13 protein-coding genes are annotated in these 18378 nt (G+C 68.2%); 3 read left to right on the top strand and 10 right to left on the bottom strand.

What is annotated here, in order from left to right:
• Nucleotides 1–61: 61 nt before the first annotated feature.
• From ACFPMG_RS28540 to ACFPMG_RS28505, 8 genes are all read right to left on the bottom strand, one after another.
• Complete coding sequence (locus tag ACFPMG_RS28540; protein WP_376998566.1) at nt 62–2314, bottom strand: GumC family protein; 2253 nt, start codon at nt 2312–2314, stop codon at nt 62–64.
• Nucleotides 2315–2357: 43 nt separating this feature from the next.
• On the bottom strand, nt 2358–3752 hold the full coding sequence (locus ACFPMG_RS28535) for a nucleotide sugar dehydrogenase (RefSeq protein ID WP_376998565.1): 1395 nt from the start codon (nt 3750–3752) through the stop codon (nt 2358–2360).
• 404 nt (nt 3753–4156) lie between these two features.
• Complete coding sequence (locus ACFPMG_RS28530; protein WP_376998564.1) at nt 4157–5335, bottom strand: GNAT family N-acetyltransferase; 1179 nt, start codon at nt 5333–5335, stop codon at nt 4157–4159.
• Nucleotides 5336–5407: 72 nt separating this feature from the next.
• On the bottom strand, nt 5408–6631 hold the full coding sequence (locus ACFPMG_RS28525) for a right-handed parallel beta-helix repeat-containing protein (protein ID WP_376998563.1): 1224 nt from the start codon (nt 6629–6631) through the stop codon (nt 5408–5410).
• Between the two features lie 19 nt (nt 6632–6650).
• Nucleotides 6651–6854 (bottom strand): hypothetical protein, encoded by a 204-nt coding sequence (locus ACFPMG_RS28520; RefSeq protein ID WP_376998562.1) that lies wholly within the window; start codon nt 6852–6854, stop codon nt 6651–6653.
• A 276-nt stretch (nt 6855–7130) separates the two neighbouring features.
• On the bottom strand, nt 7131–8171 hold the full coding sequence (locus ACFPMG_RS28515) for a polysaccharide deacetylase family protein (protein ID WP_376998561.1): 1041 nt from the start codon (nt 8169–8171) through the stop codon (nt 7131–7133).
• Nucleotides 8172–8207: 36 nt separating this feature from the next.
• Complete coding sequence (locus ACFPMG_RS28510) at nt 8208–9089, bottom strand: glycosyltransferase (protein ID WP_376998560.1); 882 nt, start codon at nt 9087–9089, stop codon at nt 8208–8210.
• Nucleotides 9090–9946: 857 nt separating this feature from the next.
• Nucleotides 9947–12127: a carbohydrate-binding domain-containing protein gene (locus ACFPMG_RS28505; protein WP_376998559.1), complete on the bottom strand. Its 2181-nt coding sequence runs from the start codon at nt 12125–12127 to the stop codon at nt 9947–9949.
• 429 nt (nt 12128–12556) lie between these two features.
• Between ACFPMG_RS28505 and ACFPMG_RS28500 the strand changes: the two genes are divergently transcribed.
• Nucleotides 12557–12703, top strand: coding sequence for a hypothetical protein (locus tag ACFPMG_RS28500; protein ID WP_014242013.1), 147 nt, complete (start codon nt 12557–12559; stop codon nt 12701–12703).
• Between the two features lie 23 nt (nt 12704–12726).
• Here ACFPMG_RS28500 and ACFPMG_RS28495 read toward each other — a convergent pair whose 3' ends face one another.
• On the bottom strand, nt 12727–13188 hold the full coding sequence (locus ACFPMG_RS28495) for an Lrp/AsnC ligand binding domain-containing protein (protein ID WP_014242014.1): 462 nt from the start codon (nt 13186–13188) through the stop codon (nt 12727–12729).
• A 168-nt stretch (nt 13189–13356) separates the two neighbouring features.
• On the opposite strand from ACFPMG_RS28495, the gene proC reads away from it, so the two are divergent.
• Both proC and putA read left to right on the top strand, forming a co-directional pair.
• Entirely contained in the window at nt 13357–14226 is an 870-nt protein-coding gene (gene proC, locus ACFPMG_RS28490) for a pyrroline-5-carboxylate reductase (protein ID WP_376998558.1), read from the top strand.
• A gap of 82 nt (nt 14227–14308) precedes the next feature.
• Nucleotides 14309–18049, top strand: coding sequence for a trifunctional transcriptional regulator/proline dehydrogenase/L-glutamate gamma-semialdehyde dehydrogenase (putA, locus tag ACFPMG_RS28485; protein ID WP_376998557.1), 3741 nt, complete (start codon nt 14309–14311; stop codon nt 18047–18049).
• Between the two features lie 47 nt (nt 18050–18096).
• Here putA and ACFPMG_RS28480 read toward each other — a convergent pair whose 3' ends face one another.
• Nucleotides 18097–18285 (bottom strand): hypothetical protein, encoded by a 189-nt coding sequence (locus tag ACFPMG_RS28480; RefSeq protein ID WP_376998556.1) that lies wholly within the window; start codon nt 18283–18285, stop codon nt 18097–18099.
• Between the last annotated feature and the right edge of the window lie 93 nt (nt 18286–18378).

Here is an 18378-nt window from a genome sequence, read left to right as displayed (position 1 = left end):
TCCGACACGCACATCCCCCTCACCCTAACCCTCTCCCCAGAGGGGAGAGGGGATTTGCCCATCAGCGCGTGTAGTAGCGGCGCGCCTCGTTCATGCCGTAGGCCTCTTCCGACGCGTCGGTGCGGGCCAGCTTCTTCAGGTCCACCCGGCTCAGCACGACGCTGGTCACGTCGCGGCCCAGCTCGGTCAGCCGGTCGATGGCCCGCTGGACGACGGCGCGCGGCGTCTGCTCCCAACGCACCACGAACAGGCATTCCGTCGCCGACCGGGTCAGCACGCCCGCGTCCGCCACGACCGCCATCGGCGGGGTGTCGAGGATGACGCAGTCGTATTCGAGCGAAGCGAACTTGATGATGCTCGCCAGCTTCTCCGAGCCCAGAAGCTCCTGCGGGTGGTCGCAATGCGGGCGGCCGACGACGTAGTGCAGTCCGCTGCGGCCATCCACCTGGACGACGTCGTTCCACTCCGCCTTGCCGACGATCAGGTCGCTCAGGTCGCCCGGGGCGTTGTCGCCCAGCACGTTCCCGATGCGCGGGCAGCGCAGGTCGCACTCCAGAAGCAGGACCCGCCGGCCGGACGCCGCCAGCATGCGCGCCAGGGTCAGGCAGACGGTGGTCTTGCCCTCGCCGGGAACGGCGGAGGTGACCATCACCACGGAGCCGGTGTTCAGGGCGCCGCGGGCATAGAGCGACACGCCGATGGCGCGGACCGCCTCGCTGTACTCCGACCGCGGACGGTCGAGGACGTAGTCTTCCGGCTTGGCGTTCTTGTGATGCGGCAGGGACGGCACCAGCCCGATGGCCGGCACGCCGATCGTCTCTTCCACATGCTGGGTGTTGCGGAAGGTCTTATTCAGATGGTCGCGCAGGAAGGCCAGGAACATGCCGATCAGCAGGCCCACGGCCAGACCGCCGCCGACGAACAGCTTCTTGCCCGGTGTGGACGGCTCCAGCGGCGGCTCCGCCTTGGACACGACGCGGGCGTCGCGCTGCTGAAGGTCGTCCTGCTCGCGCGTTTCGACGAGACGCTGGAGCAGCCCTTCATAGACGCGGCGGTTGGCGTCGGCCTCGCGCTGCAACTGGGCCAGGCGGACGTTGGCGCCCAGCTCGCCCGCGGTCTCGGCGGTCAGCTTCTTCAACGCGGCCTCGAGCTCGCGCTCGCGGGCGCGGGCGATCTCGACCTCGTTGTTGATGACCGCCATGATCTTGGTGGCTTCCTCGCGCATCTTCTGGCGCAGGTTCGTCAACTGGTTGACGTAGGCCTGCACGGCCGGATGCTGGTCCCCGTAGCGGGTGCGGTATTCGGCGAGCCGCCGCGCGATGGCCGATTCCTCCTCGCCCAGCCGCTGGATCAGCGGCGAGCCCAGGATTTCCGCCGCGTTGCCCTCGGTCGGGCTGCGCGCGACGATCCGGGCGTTCTGCGCCCGCGCCTCCGCCCGGCCGCGCTCCGTCTGGGCAACGACCAGGGCGCGGTTCAACTCGGCCAGCTGCTGCGACAGGAAGGTCTCGCCGCCGGCGCTACCGAGCACGAGGCCCTGCTGCGCGCGGTAATCCTGCACCGCCTTGTCCGACACCTCGACCTGGGCGCGCAGCTCGTTGATGCGGTCCTCCAGCCACTTGTTGGCCTGCTGGGTGACCTCCTGCTTGGTCTGGAGCTGGTCGAGCAGATACTCGTCGACGAAGGCGTTGGCGATGCGCGCCGCCTTGTCGGCCTCCTTCGCCTTGAAGGAAACGACGATGGTGTAGGACTGCGCGTCGCTGGTCGCCGACAGGCCGCGGCGCACGTCGGCGATGACCGCGGCGCGCTCCTTCTCCGCAGTCGTCGGCTCCTTCACGCCGATGCCGACGGAGTTCAGATAGCCGGTGATCTGCTGGCGCAGCGGCGACAGGTCGTAGCCGACGGTGTCGTTGATCCCGGCGATGGCCCGGTCGATGGCCGAAGGCCGTTCGATGGCGCCGTTGAACTCCGGGTCATGGACCAGCCCCAGCCGGTCCACCACCTTGGCGGCGGTGGCGCTGGAGGTGATCATGTCGATTTCGGTCCGGATCGCCGCCGCCTCGCGCGGCAGGTTGGAGATCACGGCGTTGATGTCCGTGACCTCCGTCGTGCGCGGGTCGATGATGAGCACGGCCTGGCTGGTGAACCGCGGCTCATAGAGCAGGGCACCGGTGGTGGCCAGCGCAGTGCAGCACAGGACGCTGGCGATGATCGTGCTCCGGCGCCGGCGCAGCACCTGGAGGAGGTCGCGGAGCGCGACCTCCCGGGTGCTGGCTTCGGACCCCAGGGCTCCGTCTACATGAGTGTACGCGGCCATCCCATTCTCCTGAGGATCGGTCGGTTAGGGTCCAGGCCGGCGGTCAGCCCTTCACGATCTTCTCGTCGACGATGCCCGCCTTGCCGAAGGCGTTGCGGGTGTCGACGATCAGCGGCAGCCCGTCCAGGAAGGCCTTCAGATCGAAGGAGTCGTGGTCGGTGCACAGGATCGCGGCGTCGAAGGCGCCATCCCGGATCTCCTCCAGCGCGACCGACGGCCTGCCGGCCATGCGGGCCAGACGGCGCGTCTCCGGAAGCTCCGGCACATGCGGGTCGTAGTAGAAGACCTCGCAGCCACGGTCCTGGAGAAGATCGATGATCTTCAGGGCCGGACTTTCGCGCATGTCCTCGATGTTCTTCTTGTAGGCGACGCCCAGAACGAGGATGCGCGACCCGCGCAGCGCGCGGCCGAGCTTGGAGTCCATGGCCTGCGACAGCCGCTCCACCACGTAATGCGGCATGCGGGTGTTGATCTCGCCGGCCAGTTCGATGAAGCGGGTGGCGACGTCGAACTCGCGGGCCTTCCAGGTCAGGTAGAAGGGGTCGATCGGGATGCAGTGACCGCCCAGGCCGGGGCCGGGGTAGAAGGGCATGTAGCCGAAGGGCTTGGTCTTGGCGCCCTCGATCACTTCCCACACGTCGATGCCCATCGCGTCGTAGACGACCTTCAGCTCGTTTACGAGCGCGATGTTGACGCAGCGGAAGATGTTCTCGGTCAGCTTCACCGCCTCGGCCGCTTCCAACGACGAGACCGGGATCACGCGCTCCAGCGCGCGGCCGTACATCGAGCAGGCGATGCGCAGCGCGTTGGGATCCTCGCCGCCGACGATCTTCGGGATGCGGGCGGTGGTGAAGGTCTCGTTGCCGGGATCCTCGCGCTCCGGCGAGAAGGCCAGCAGGAAGTCCGTGCCGCTGACGAGGCCGGTCTTCTCCAGGATCGGGCGCACCACCTCGCGCGTCGTGCCGGGGTAGGTGGTCGATTCGAGGACGATCAGCTGGCCGGGGCGCAGCACCTGGGCGATTTGCCGGGTGGTGACCTCGATGCAGCTCATGTCCGGCTCGCGGTTGCGAGTCAGCGGCGTCGGCACGCAGATCACGATGGCGTCCATGTCGGCCAGCGACTGGAAGTTCGCCGTCGCCGTGAAGCGGCCCTCCTCCAGCATCCCGCGGACCTCGTCGGTCGACACGGTGCCGATGTAGGACGTGCCGCCGTTCAGGCTGGCGACCTTTTCCGGATCGATGTCGAAGCCCGTCACCGAGAAGCCGGCCCGCGCGAACAGCCGCGCCAGAGGCAGGCCGACGTAACCCAGGCCGATGACGCCGACGCTGGCGGTGCCCGCCGCGATCTTCGACTCCAGCGCCGCCAGGGCTTCCGGAATGCCGGACGTGCCGACCGAACCCCCGCTTACCAACAGGTCGGCAAACTCATTGCTCGACATAAGACGTCTCCTTTTCCGACTCTCTTGTTCGTAGAGGTTTCACTGTTGTTCGCGCTGTATTGCAGAGATCAAATTTACCGACACAAAACCGAAGCCAAGGTCCGGATCTGAAATCGGGCCTTGGCTTTTGCTGTTCATAAGACTGATCGATCGGCGTTTCCTCTCACCGAATACATTAGGCTGCTTTGTCTAAGCACCCAGCAATCGTGATAGAAAAAGGGGCAGCCGTAAACGTCGTAAAAGGCCGAACCACCGTCAGTTGACCGGGTTATCTTTCTTGTGAGACTTTCGGGATGACCATCCCGAAAGGTGCTTTATTAACCCCTTTTGAGTAACCACGGGCAGAATAGACAAAAGGAGCCGGACCGGCGCGTCAGCGGCCGGACGGCTCCTTCGCACCGCGGTCATCCCTGGACGGCGACTCCCTCCGGTTGTAGCCCGGCGGTCTCGGGCAGCGTGTTGTGCATCAGGAAGCTGGCGTCGCCGTCGCCCATGGTCAGCAGCCAGTTGCCGCGGTCGGCGAACTCCTCCCGGTCGATGCCGGAATCCGGTCCGGGATGCGCCATCACCCGCACCGGGAAGCCCACGCGGTCGGGCACCTTCATCATGCCCATGGCGAGGAAGGTCCGCTCCGCCCGCGTGTTCAGCGTCCGGCAGATCAGGGCGGTCGCCCGCTCCGTGGCGGCGATGCGCAGCGTGTGGCTCAGCAGGACCCACAGCCACTTCGGCTCGCACAGGTAATCCACGACGGCGAGGCAGGGCTCCTTGCGCCAGGTCTCGCGGCGCAGGACGACGTAGCCCAGCGGCTCGCCCCCGCGCGTCAGGATGAAGCGGCGGTAGTCCGAGGCGCAGGGGATCGCGTCGTAGCGCCAGCGCAGATGCGTCAGGTCGCGCAACGCGATCAGCGGGTAATGCGGGGAGGCGCGCCGCCAGATGGCGTCGGCCCGCTCGTCGAACCGCCCGATTTCCTCGAACCGCGCGCCGGTCGCCCGGCTCAGCAGATGACCGCCGATCCGCGCCCCGTGCAGGGCCGGGCCGGCGATCGCCCCGATGGTCCGCATGCGGCCCTGAAGCGAGGACGCCTCCAGGCAGCGCCGCGTGTCCAGCGGGAAGACGTAGGCGGGCAGGGCGCCGATGTCGATCCAGCCGGCCTTGCTGTAGGCCTTGTAGGCGGAATCGGAAATGTGGATGGCCATCGCCAGCGGGCGGCTGTCGAGCTGCGCTTCCGCCAGGGGCGTGAAAGCGCCGCGCATCCGCCATTCCGGCAGGACCATCAGGCTGTTGGCCCAGGAGGCCGGGATTTCCCGCTCCCGCGCCTTCAGGCGGAAGGGAATCCCGCATTGCTGGCCGACGATCTGCCCCTGCCGCTTGCACACCCAGACCTGCGGCCCGTCCGCGTCCCGGTCGGGCACCTCGTCGAAGAGCCAGCGGTTGTAGGCCTCGTCCACCTGCCAGACCCGTTCCCCGAACATCTTGCGCTGGAAGCCGCGCAGTTCCCCCGTGTCGGAGGTGTCGAAGCGGAAAACGGTTTTCTTCAGCCGGTCGGTGATCGACTGACCGACGGTGCTGCTGCTGGTGCTCACATGCCCCCCCTTGTTCGAACGCGCCGTTCCCTTGCCCGGCCCGCGGCTCGCCCGCAGACGTCGGAATCAAGGTCAGCGCACGGATTCCGGCCGCATTCCGGATGCTTCCTGCACGGTTCCTCCTGGCTGTTGGATCGCGGTCGTTCCGGCCCGGCTTTCGGTTTTGGCGTCGTTGCTGATCCGGTTGCCGGTGACGGACTTGTCGATGCTGTCGGCGATGATGATGGCGGCCCGCTTGCCGTTGCGGTGAAAGACGTTGCCGCGCAGTTCCAGCGTGATCGAGCCGTTGCCCTTCTGGTGCTGCAGGACGCCGCCGTTGTTGTCGTAGAACTCGTTGTCGTAGACCCGGTAGGTCACGTCGATCCCGCGGTTCTGGCCGAGCGAGAGGCCCGCGTCGGCGTTGCGGAAGATGACGTTGCGGAAGATCTCGGTGCTGGACTTCGCCAGGATGCCGGCGCCGCGCGGGTTGTCGTGGATCAGGTTGTCGTGGATCTTCAGCGCGCTGCCGGCCTGCCCCTGGTCGTGGTAGAGGCCGTGGGAGCGGCCCTCGCCGCCGTTGACGCCGTTGTTGAAGACCCGGTTGTGGGCGATCTCGCCGGTCCGGATGCGCCCGTTCCAACCGGAATAGACGCCGCCGTCCTTGCGCCAGCCGTTGTCGGCGATGGTGTTGCGCGTGATGACCTGATCGGTGTTGTCCGCGGCGTAATGCACGATCCCGTAGGCGCCGTTGCCGATGATGGCCGACCCGTCGATCCGCAGCCCGTCGGAAGTCCCCTGAACGACGATTCCGGAGCCGCCGTTGCCCGCAACCGTCACGTTCGTCACCGACACGTTGCGCGCCCGCGGGCCGAGCAGCAGGCCGGTGTCGGCCGCACCGGTGATCGTCAGCCCGTCGAAGGCGACGTCCGTCCGTCCGTTCAGGTTGACCGCGACCGAGGAACCCCGCGCGTCGATCACCGGCGCGTCGCCCTTGCCATAGGCGCCGTAGGTGATCGGCCGGTCGGTCGTGCCGGAGGAGGAGGCCAGCAGGCTGCCGCGCCAGCTCTCCCCGCGCTCGAACAACACGCGGCTTCCCGGCGGGAAAGCCGTGGCGTTCACCTTCTCCAGCGACTTCCACGCCTCCTTCGGGCCGCGGCCCGACCGGCGGTCGTCGCCGTTCGTGGCATCGACGTAGAAGACCGGCGCGTCCTCGGCGTTCTGGGTGGCGTTCTGGGCGGCGCTCCGGCGCGTGTTGACGAGCAGCGGCGGCTGGGCGGGGCGCTCGATGGCGGGGGGAGGTGGGGGCAGGTAATCCATGGCTCCGGCTCGCGCGGTCTTACACGGCGATGCGGAACAGCGCGTAGGCCAGGCCCCAGGCCGCCAGCGCGCATCCCGTGCACAGCAAGGCCCAGCCGGCCCGGTGGAGATCGAGCATCGGGGCAGCGACGCGCTCCGTCGCCGTCGGCGCGGCGTCCGCCGGAAGGGCGTCCGCAACCGCACCCAGCAGGTTCGGGCTGGCCGGCGTGGCTTGCTCGATCATGGCGATCTCCTCGCGGGGGGCCGATAAGCGGGGGAACAGGCGACTAATACCGCAGCGTGTCCCTATTGCGGTATTTTGTGTTGCGTCGCGGACAAATAAAGGGAAAGGAAAAGGGATCACGCTTAAGCGATAACAGCGCGATAAGGGGGCATTCCGAAGGGAGGAATAGGGTTTCTCTTTGGAATTGCCGTATCGAACTCATCCGCAATGCATATGACAACGGCAAGAACTCCCTTCCCCATGGCGGGAGAGGGAGTCTTTCATACGCCGGACCGCTTAACCGGCCAGAGCGCGCTTCAGGTTGCCGGCACCGCCGCGCAGCAGGCGCTTGACCAACTGCTGCTTCGCCGGTGCCGGACCGTTCTCGAAGCAGATCCGCTGAATTCGCCGCTGCGGACCGCCGCGGCGCGGCCAGGAGGTGCCGAAGGTGACGTCGACCCCGTCCCCGTACAGTTCCCCGAACAGCGAGTCGTGCAGGCCCTCGTCCGAATAGGGGAAGGCGAAGGAGCCACAGCCGGGGCCGAACAGTTCCCGAATGCCGGCGACGCTGCCCGTCACCTCCCGCTTCCGCTGCTCCGGCGTCAGCAGGCGGTGGTTGGGATGGTCGAAGCCGTGGGCGCCGATCGACACCCCCTCCGCCATCAGGTCGGCGATCTCGTCGCGGGTCAGATAGGGCTTCTCGTCCGCCAGGAAGCCGGCCGTGTCGAACTCCAAGACGGTGGCGATCTCGTCCAGCACGTCGCGCTGGTGCCAGCTCACCGTCATGACGGCCGCGGCGGGATCGGCGGCGGCGGCGCCCGCCCGTGCCAGGGTGGAGGCGCAGACGGCGCGGCGGGGATCGGTCTCCGCCAGCCGGCTCAGCCGCTCCGCCAGAAGGCTCGCCTTGTGCCGGTAGAAGAGCGTCCTGTTGTCGAGGAAGTTCAGGTTCAGATACAGCGCCGGACGGATGCCCTTGCGGCGCAGGATGGGCATCGCGACCTCCGCCACCTCGCGCATGCCGTCGTCGAAGGTGACGAGCAGCGACGGACGGCGGATCTCCGGCCCGCCCATCGCCGACCCGGTGACCGTGGGCAGGTCCGTCGGCTCGAAGTGCTTCAGGAGGAAATCAAGGTCCTCCGTGAACTCCTTGGGCGTGCGGGGCCGGTAGATGTGCTTCAGGTGGTCCGGCACCGTGTCGCAGACGGCATGGTAGACGACGGCCAGCACCGGGCTGCCGTAGGCGTGATGGCAGGCGGTCCCCAGCGGGTTGCGCAGCGCGTCCATCCACCGGAGCCGCCGGCCCAGCCCGCCACCGGAAATCACGTCGGCAACGCTCATTCATGTCCTCCTGAGGAAGGGGCAGAGGGCCGTGGGTCAGAGGGCGTCCGCGCCGTCGGGGGCGAGGCGCTTGGGCGGCATCATGGCGGTGTGGATCCGGGCCATGGCCTGCGCCTCGGTCGGCGTGCGGACCAAGCGGTACAGCATCCTCTTCAGGCCCGGCGGCGTCAGCCGGAAGCCGATCTGAAGAGAGGCCGTTGCCAGGAACTCCGAGTTGGTCAAAAAGCCCGACCGCCAGCACCAGACGCGGAAGGCCCATTCGTTGACGGCGTAGCGCAACCCGCCGCGGCGGACGCGCTGGGCCATGCTGGTGCGGAAGAGGAGAAGCGCCTCCTGCACCGTCTCCATGCGCGCCCCGGCCTGAAGCAGGCGGACATACAGGTCGTAGTCCTCCAGGTTGCCGAAGCAGGAGCGATAGCCACCGATGGCGGTCAGCGCCCGCCGCCGCACCATCATGGTGGGGTGCGACAGGACGCAGTGCCACTTCATGCCCTGGCTGATCTCTTCGTGCGTCTCCGGGCTGCGCTTCACGCAGGTGATGGCGCCGGGGTCCTGTTCGAACTCCGCGTGCCAGGAGAAAGACGCGTCCAGCGACCCCTGCTCGGCGAAGGCGCGCGCCTGCGTCTCGAAGCGGTGGGGCAGGCAGATGTCGTCGCTGTCCATGCGGGCCACCAGATAGCCCGTGCAATATTGCAGGCCGTCGTTCAGCGCGCGGGCCAAGCCCCCCTGGTTGCGCCGCCGCACCACCACAAGCCGGCAGGCGTTGGACGCCTGATAGCGGGCGATGACCTTTTCCTGCTCCTCCCCGATCCGTCCATCGACCACCAGCACGCATTCGCGCGGGAGAAGCGTCTGCGTATAGACGCTCTCCAGCGCGGCCTGAAGGTTGTCCGCCTTCTCGCCGGCATAGGTGGCCATAAGCACGCTGATCGATTGAGTGTCCCGACCGTCCCTCGGTCCGCTCACGTGATTCATACCTGGTCTCCACCCCTCTTGTCGTGGCGACGCGGACGGTGTGCGGCGGTCCGGCCATCGTGCGCCGCCCGCGAAGGGCGACGCCCGATGGCCATGACCACGGACACCGCGGCCCTGGGAATGGAGGCGAGTGCGTGCCGCCCTGAGCCCGGCTTCCGCGGCACGCGCGCGGAGGCGGTTTCGGCGTTCCTTCCCCGGTGGCCGTCGGTGCGGCGTCTTTGCGGCGCCTGCCGTCCCGTCCTTGTCGTCGTTTTCAGTGCCCTTGTTGCCCTGTCTCGTCCCTTTCCTCGTCGATTCTGCGAGGGTGTCCCTCCGGTCCGCATCCCGGACTAGGGCACCCCTGGCCGTCGTGTCGGCCGGTGCCGATGCACGCATAGGCACAGAATAGGTCTGTGGACGCTATCAAAGGGCGGATGGCGGGTAAACCTACATAAAGTGCAAGATAAATATCCCCTTCGCAGCGTCCTAAAGGGAAAGCCGTCTGCCACTTTGGTCGATTGGGGAGAAAGTGGGGGATGCCGCGCGCACTGAGCAGAAATAACGGCTGACCGTCATGAAAAACCGGCGAACAGTGGGTTGGCGAGGCCGCCATCACTGGAAGGGGGTGCCTCCTATTGTGCGATGCACAAGAACTGGGGGCCGATGCGCCGTCGCCGGGTATCCTGTGCTTTCGATTATTGCCGTTTTGTGTCGTGAGCGGAAGGTGGAAGCGCCGCCCGGACACGCCGCCCGGACACGCCGACGCCCGGCCAGAGACTGGCCGGGCGCGGACATTGCCGAAGGGTCGGAGCCGCCGATCGTCAGACGACCGGGTTGGCCTTGGAGGCCGAGGAGATGGTGTTGTTGGTCACCGTCTGCTTGATGCTGTCGGCGATGTTGATCGCCGCACGGCCGTTGTTGTTGTAGAAGGTGTTGTCGTACAGGCTCAGCGTGATCGACCCACTGCCCTTCAGGTGCTCCATGATGCCACCGTTGTTGTTGAAGATCTCGTTGCCGTAGATCTTGTAGGTGACGTTGGTGGTCTGGTTCTGGCCGATCGAGATGCCGACGTTCGAGTTGCCGTAGATCGTGTTGTTGTAGATCTCGGTGCTCGACTTGGCGAGGATGCCGGCGCCGCGCGGGTTCGAGTAGATCACGTTGTCGTGGATCTTCAGCGTGCTGTTGGCCTGGCTGTGGTCGTGGTACAGCCCGTGCGACCGGCCGTCGCCGCCGCCGCTGCCGTTGTTGAAGATCGTGTTGCCGGCGATCTCGCCGCTCAGGATGCGGCCGTTCCAGCCCGAATACACCGCATCGGTCCGCCAGCCGTTGTCGCTGATGATGTTGTTGGTGAAGTACTGGTTGGCGTTGTCGGCGGAGTAGTGGACGAGGCCGTAGCCGCCGTTGCCGTCGATCGTGGAATGATCGATGCGCAGGTTGTTGGAGGTCCCGCTGATCACCACGCCCGAACCGCGGTTGTCGATGATCTGGGAGTTGGTGACCTTCACGTTCATGGCGCCGCCGTTGAGCAGCAGGCCGGTGTCGTTCGAACCCGTCATCGTCAGGTTGTCGAACGTGATGTTGTCCTTGTTGTTCAGGCTGACGGCGTAGCTGGCACCGCTCTTGGCCTTGATGATCGGATCGGCGCCGGTGCCGTAGGCGCCGTAGATGATCGGCTTGTCGGAGGTGCCGGAGGTCGAGACCAGCAGGCTGTCGGTCCAGGTCTCGCCGCGCTCGAACAGGACCAGCGAGCCGGCGGCGAAGTTGGTCGAGTTCACCTTGGCCAGCGACTTCCAGGCTTGGTTCGGGTCATGGCCGGAGTTGCTGTCGTTGCCATGCGTCGCGTCGATGTAGAAGACCTGCGAGGCCGGGGTCGCCGGATAATCCGACGTGCCGCCCGGATTCGTCGGAGCGGGCGGGGCCGTCGGCGTGGTGGGCGTGGTTGGGGTGGTCGGAGTCGTGGGGGTGGTGGGCGTCGTCGGCGTGGTGGGCGTCGTGGTCGAGGAGGGGAAGAACTCCTTCGGAGCGGCGACGACGAGCGTGCCGTCCCACCACATGCCGGACTGGCCCTTGACCACGTCCTTGCCGTCCAGCGCACCCTTGTCGTAGGTGACGGAGGCGTCGGTCGGGTTGACCGCGTTGCCGTTGATGGTGATCTTGTTGACGATCAGGTTGCGGTCCTGGCCGTTCACGAAGCCGTCGTTGTCGTACTGGATCTGGACCTTGTGGGCCTGACCGGCGGCGATGTTGGCGTTGAAGGTGAAGTCCTTGGCGGTGGTGCCGGCGGAGCCCTCGCCGATCACCTTGCCGTCGACCATCACCTTGAAGTGCGGGGCGACGCCGCCCGCCACGTTGCCGGCGGCGTTGACGACGATCTTCGTGGCGCCCGTCACCGCCTCGGCGGTCGCGGCGGGGAAGAAGTCCTTCGGCGCGGCGACCACCAGCGTGCCGTCCCACCACATGCCGGACTGGCCCTTGACCACGTCCTTGCCGTCCAGTGCGCCCTTGTCATAGGTCACCGACGGGTCGGTCGCGTCGAGCGCATGGCCGTTGATGGTGATCTTGTTGACGATCAGGTTGCGGTCCTGGCCGTTCACGAAACCATCGTTGTCGTACTGGATCTGGATCTTGTGGGCCTGATCCGCCGTGACGTTGGCGTTGAAGGTGAAGTCCTTGGCGTCGGTGCCGGCGGAACCCTCGCCGATCACCTTGCCGTCCACCATCACCTTGAAGTGCGGGGCGACGCCGCCCGCCACGTTGCCGGCAGCGTTGATGACGATCTTCGTGGCGTTGTCGGCGGTCGCGGCGGCGTCGGCCAGGACCAGCGGCTGCGCGGTCTGCAGGGCCTGCGCCTGGAGGAGGGAGGCCGGCGTCGCGAAGCCATCGGCGGTGGACACGGAGGTCTCGCTGATGGTCAGATGCGCCGTGTCGGCGCCGAGATCGCCGGCGTAGTTGGTGTGGTCGGTCAGATCCTGGTGGTGAAGGTCGATACCCAGATCGTCCATGGTCTGCACTCTCTTCCTTGTGGGGGCGCCACCGCGATTGGTGGCCAGCGGGGCCGGCACGCGGTCGGTGCGTCCCCATCCTTTCGGTTAGCGCTTTCGCCTTTTGGCTTACCCCTTAAGACTAGCCACTTCGCTGTGGCCTTAAATGGGACGATTTTAGGATAATAAATCTCAAATACGTGACATCCCGGTCACAGTGAGGCCGATCCGCCCCGGTGGCGCGACGGCTTGGCGCTGCAACCGGCGGGAAATACGCCTTCGCCATCCGTCGCGGCGGCGGGATTGAACGGAGCGGTGCGCAGCCAAGGATGGCGGGGCTGCGGACAAAAAAGAGGGCGTTTCCGGAATCAAACCATCCATTGACTCGGGTCAATCCGCCGGAGCCGCTCCGGGCGTAGCCTCCCTCCATGCATTGCAAGGAGAGATGACATGGAGACGATGGTCTTTCTGGTGCTGGCGCTTCTGCTGACCGGCTTCCTGACGGCGCTGTCGGTGCTGGGCATGGCCACGCTGCACGCTACGGTGCGGGTCATTCTTCCGGCCCGCCGTCCGGTGGCTCCCGTTCGGGTGTCCTGACCGGACCCCTTATATGAAGTGAGTCAGAGGGGGAGGGGGCCGTCGTTCTTGACCTCCTCCATCACCGCGTAGGTTCGGGTTTCCCGGACGCCGGGCAGCGACAGCAGCACATCCCCCAGGAACCGCCGGTAGGCCGCCATGTCGGCCACCCGCGTCTTCACCAGATAGTCAAATCCGCCGGCCACCATGTGACACTCCAGAACCTCCGGCGCGTGGCGGATGGCCTGGGCGAAGCGGTCGAACACGTCGGGCGTCGTCTTGTCGAGCAACACCTCGACGAACACCATCAGCCCGAAACCCAGCCGGTGCGGATCGAGCCGCGCCGTGAACCCCGTCACATAGCCGTCCTTCAGCAACCGCCGCATCCGCTCGCCGGCGGTCGTGGGCGACAGGCCGACCCGCTCCGCCAGATCCACGGCGGAAATCCGCCCGTCCATCTGCAAAATCGCCAGGATGCGCCGGTCGGTCCGATCAAGCTCCGTCATTTTCGCGCTCCATGCCGTCTTTGGCCGTTGATATCGCGATATGTAGGCAAAAACAACCATGGAGGCACGGCGAACTCCGCGATAGTCTGCGGATGCCGCAGTGGAACAAGCAAAACAAAGCGGACGCTGCGGTTTTAAAAAGACGAATTGGATCGGGTGAGAGACACCGTGACCTTCGACATTGGCCCCACTGCCGCGGATGGCGCCGGATCGGCGCCGGGCGGCGGCACGATCCTTCTGCTGGGCGCCGGACGGATGGGCGGCGCCATGCTGCGCGGCTGGCTGGCGCAGGGCGTGCCGGCCTCGGCCATTGCGGTCGCCGACCCCAGCCCCGCGCCGGATCTTGTCGAACTGGCCGCGCGGACCGGCGTCCGGCTGAACCCGGCGTCAGGTGCCCCAGTCGATACCCTCGTGGTCGCGGTCAAGCCGCAGATGGTGGAGAGCGCCGCGGCGGGCGTGCAGACGATGCTGGCGCCGCACACGCTGGCGCTGTCGATCATGGCCGGCAAGACGCTGGCCGACCTGCGCCGCCTGTTCCCGGCGGCGGGCAGCGTGGTGCGGGCGATGCCCAACCTTCCGGCGGCGGTCGGGCGCGGCGCCACCGTCGCGGTGGCCGAGGCGGGGTGCCCGGCCGATCGGAAGGAGCGCGCCGCCTCCCTGCTGACCGCGGTCGGGAGCCTGGAGTGGCTGGCCGACGAGGCGCTGGTCGACGCCGCCACGGCGCTGTCCGGCTCCGGCCCCGCTTATGTCTTCTATCTCGTGGAGTGTTTGACCCGCGCCGGGGTGGAAGTTGGGTTGCCCGCCGACGTGTCGGAACGGCTGGCCCGCGCCACGGTCGAGGGGGCGGGAGCGCTGATGGGCGCCACCGGCCAGCCGGCGGCCGAGCTTCGCGCCGGCGTGACCTCGCCCGGCGGGACCACGGCGGCCGGCCTTTCCAAGCTGATGGCCGATGACCACCTCCAGAGTCTGTTGAACGCGACCCTGCGCGCGGCGGCCCAGCGTGCCGCCGAACTGGGCGGAACCGGCCCGAAAGCCTGACCCGAGAGCCTGAGAAGCACACCCCTTTTCACCATCAGGGACCGGCTCGCCCCCGGCCTGCGGATTCGAGCGGACGACACCGATGAACAGCATGACCAACCCGACCGCCACCCGGGCCGACACCCGGACCGCCCCCCCGTCCGCCGCCCCCGGCGGTACGGCGCCCTTCGCGGACTTCGCCCCGCCGATCCGCCCGGCGACCGAGCTGCGCGCTGCGATCACCGCCGCCTACCGCCGGCCCGAGCCGGAGTGCCTGCCCTTCCTGTTCGAGCAGGCGTCATTGCCGCCCGGCGTCATCACCGCGGCGGCGGCCACCGCCCGCAAGCTGATCACCGCGCTGCGCGCCAAGCCGCGGGGCCGTGGCGTCGAAGGGCTGATCCACGAATACAGCCTGTCCAGCCAGGAAGGCATGGCGCTGATGTGTCTGGCGGAGGCGCTGCTGCGCATCCCCGACCACGCCACGCGCGACGCGCTGATCCGCGACAAGATCGCCGGGGGCGACTGGCAGGCCCATCTCGGCAAGGGCGGCTCGATGTTCGTCAACGCCGCCACCTGGGGCCTGCTGATCACCGGCAAGCTGACCTCGGCGGGCGGCGAGCAGGCGCTGTCCTCCGCCCTGACGCGCCTGATCGCGCGCGGCGGCGAGCCGCTGATCCGCCGCGGCGTCGATTTCGCCATGCGCATGATGGGCGAGCAGTTCGTCACCGGCCAGACCATCCAGGAGGCGCTGACCAACGCCCGCACGATGGAGGCCGAGGGCTTCCGCTACTCCTACGACATGCTGGGCGAGGCGGCGCTGACGGCGGAGGACGCCGCGCGCTACTACGCCGACTACGTGAACGCCATCCACGCCATCGGCAAGGCGTCGGCGGGGCGCGGCGTCTATGAGGGGCCGGGCATCTCCATCAAGCTGTCGGCGATCCACCCGCGCTATTCGCGCGCCCAGGCCGACCGGGTGATGGACGAGCTGCTGCCGCGCGTGAAGGCGCTGGCGCTGCTCGCCAAGGGCTACGACATCGGCCTGAACATCGACGCCGAGGAGGCCGACCGGCTGGAGCTGTCGCTCGACCTGATGGAATCGCTGTGCTTCGATCCGGATCTGGCGGGCTGGAACGGCATCGGCTTCGTCGTCCAGGCCTACGGCAAGCGCTGCCCCTACGTCATCGATTTCCTGGTCGATCTGGCGCGGCGCAGCGGCCACCGGCTGATGATCCGTCTGGTCAAGGGCGCCTATTGGGACAGCGAGATCAAGCGCGCCCAGCTCGACGGGCTGCCCGACTTCCCGGTCTACACGCGCAAGGTCTACACCGACGTCTCCTACGTCGCCTGCGCCCGCAAGCTGCTGGCCGCTCCCGACGCGGTGTTCCCGCAGTTCGCCACCCACAACGCCCAGACCCTCGCCACCATCTACGAGATGGCCGGCAGCGACTTCCAGGTCGGCAAGTACGAGTTCCAATGCCTGCACGGCATGGGCGAGCCGCTCTACAAGGAGGTCGTCGGCCCGCTGAAGCGGCCCTGCCGCATCTACGCGCCGGTCGGCACGCACGAGACGCTGCTGGCCTATCTGGTCCGCCGCCTGTTGGAGAACGGGGCCAACAGCTCCTTCGTCAACCGCATCGCCGACCCGGCGGTCCCCGTCGACGAGCTGGTCGCCGACCCGGTGGCGGTCGCCAGGGCCATCGCCCCGACGGGCGCGCCGCACGCGCTGATCGCCCTGCCGCGGAACCTCTACGCGCCGGAGCGGGCAAATTCCGCCGGCATCGACCTGTCCGACGAGACGGAGCTGGCCCGCCTGTCCGCCGCCCTGTCGGCCAGCGCCGACATGACCTGGACCGCCACGCCGCTGCTGGCGGACGGCGAGCGGGCGGGGCAGGCCCAGCCGGTGCGCAACCCCGCCGACCGCCGCGACGTGGTTGGCACGGTGACCGAGGCGAGCGAGGCCCTGGTGGCGGAGGCCTTCGGCCACGCCGTCGCGGCGGCGCCCGCCTGGGCCGCAACCCCGCCGGAGGAACGCGCCGCCAGCCTGTTCCGCGCCGCCGACACCATGCAGGAGCGGATGCCGACCCTGCTCGGCCTGATCGTCCGCGAGGCCGGCAAGTCGCTGCCCAACGCCATCGCCGAGGTGCGGGAGGCCATCGACTTCCTGCGCTATTACGGGGCGCAGGTGCGCGACCGTTTCGACAACGCCACCCACCGCCCGCTGGGGCCGGTGGTCTGCATCAGCCCGTGGAACTTCCCGCTCGCCATCTTCTCCGGCCAGATCGCCGCGGCGCTGGCCGCCGGCAACCCGGTGCTGGCGAAGCCGGCCGAGGAAACCCCGCTGATCGCCGCCGAGGCCGTGCGCATCCTGCACGCGGCGGGCATCCCCGCCGGGGCGCTCCAGCTTCTCCCCGGCGCGGGCGAGGTCGGCGCCGCCCTGGTCGGGCACGAGGCGGTGCGCGGCGTGATGTTCACCGGCTCCACCGAGGTGGCGCGGCTGATCCAGCGCCAGCTCGCCGGGCGCCTGCTGCCGGACGGCGCGCCAATCCCGCTGATCGCCGAGACCGGCGGCCAGAACGCCATGATCGTGGACAGCTCCGCCCTGGCCGAGCAGGTGGTGGGCGACGTGATCGCGTCCGCCTTCGACAGCGCCGGCCAGCGCTGCTCCGCCCTGCGCATCCTCTGCCTGCAGGAGGACGTGGCCGACCGCACGCTCGCCATGCTGAAGGGCGCCATGCGGGAGCTGCGCATCGGCAACCCGGACCGGCTGGCCGTCGATGTGGGCCCGGTCATCAGCGAGGAGGCCCGCGCCACCATCGCCGCCCACATCGAGGCGATGCGCGCCAAGGGCCGCAACGTGGAGTTCCTGCCGCTGCCCGCCGAGACGGCGGACGGCACCTTCATCGCCCCGACCGTGATCGAAATCGGCGGCATCCATGAGCTTGAGCGGGAGGTCTTCGGCCCGGTCCTCCACGTCGTCCGCTTCCACCGCGACGATCTGGACGCGCTGGTCGACGCCATCAACGCCACCGGCTACGGCCTGACCTTTGGCCTGCACACCCGCATCGATGCCACCATCGAGCGGGTGACTGGACGGATCGGGGCGGGCAACGTCTACGTCAACCGCAACACCATCGGTGCGGTGGTCGGGGTGCAGCCCTTTGGCGGCCACGGCCTGTCCGGCACCGGCCCCAAGGCGGGCGGCCCGCTCTATCTCTCCCGCCTCCTCAGCCGCCGTCCCAAGGGCTGGCTGGAGTACCGCGGGCCGGACGCGGCGCGCGCGGCGGGGCTGGCCTACGGCGAGTGGCTGCGCGCCAAGGGCTTCACGGCGCAGGCGTCGCGTTGCGCCGGCTATGCGGCGCGCAGCGCCATCGGCGGTGGCGCGGAGCTGAACGGCCCGGTGGGCGAGCGCAACCTCTATGAACTGCATGGGCGGGGCCGCGTCCTGCTGCTGCCGCAGACGCGGACGGGCCTGCTGCTCCAGCTCGGCGCGGTCCTGGCGACGGGCAACAGCGCCGCGGTGGACGCCCCGCCGGAGCTGGCCGAGCTGCTGCGCGGCCTGCCCCCGGCGCTGGCCGCGCGGGTGCGGACCACGGCCGATTGGCGCGATGTCGGGCCGCTCGCCGCGGTTCTGGTGGAGGGCGATCGCGAGCGCGTGACCGCCGTCAACCGGCGCGTCGCGGAGCTGCCCGGCCCGATCCTGCTGGTGCAGGCGGCGACGGCCGAGGCACTGGCGGCGGGGCGGGGCGAGGGCTACGACCTCGACCTGCTGCTGAACGAGCGGTCGATCAGCGTCAACACCGCGGCGGCCGGCGGCAACGCCAGCCTCGTCGCCATGAGCTAACCTGGGAGCTGACGGCTTCGAACGGGACGGGGTGGGCGGTGCGCCGACTACCCCGCAATCTCCCGTTCGATCACCAACTCCTCGTCATCGATGCGCAGGAAGGACCCGACCTCCAGATCGCCCCGTGCGATGGCGTCGTTGATCATGATCTGCGCCTCCGCGAGTGTGATCGTCCGGTCGTCAAAGAAAACCGGCCCGTCAGCGTGGCGGATGATCCTGAACGTTGCGGTGGTCATCCAGGTATTCTCCTTTGGCAATGCCCTTTCGTTAACCGGCGCGCGGCGCATTCGTCGCGAATCCCTATGCTCCCGCGGCGGAGCGAGCACGAG

The sequence above is a fragment of the Azospirillum himalayense genome (assembly GCF_042657465.1).
In the GTDB taxonomy this organism is placed as follows: domain Bacteria; phylum Pseudomonadota; class Alphaproteobacteria; order Azospirillales; family Azospirillaceae; genus Azospirillum; species Azospirillum himalayense.
This window is presented reverse-complemented; position numbering and strand designations above follow the sequence as displayed.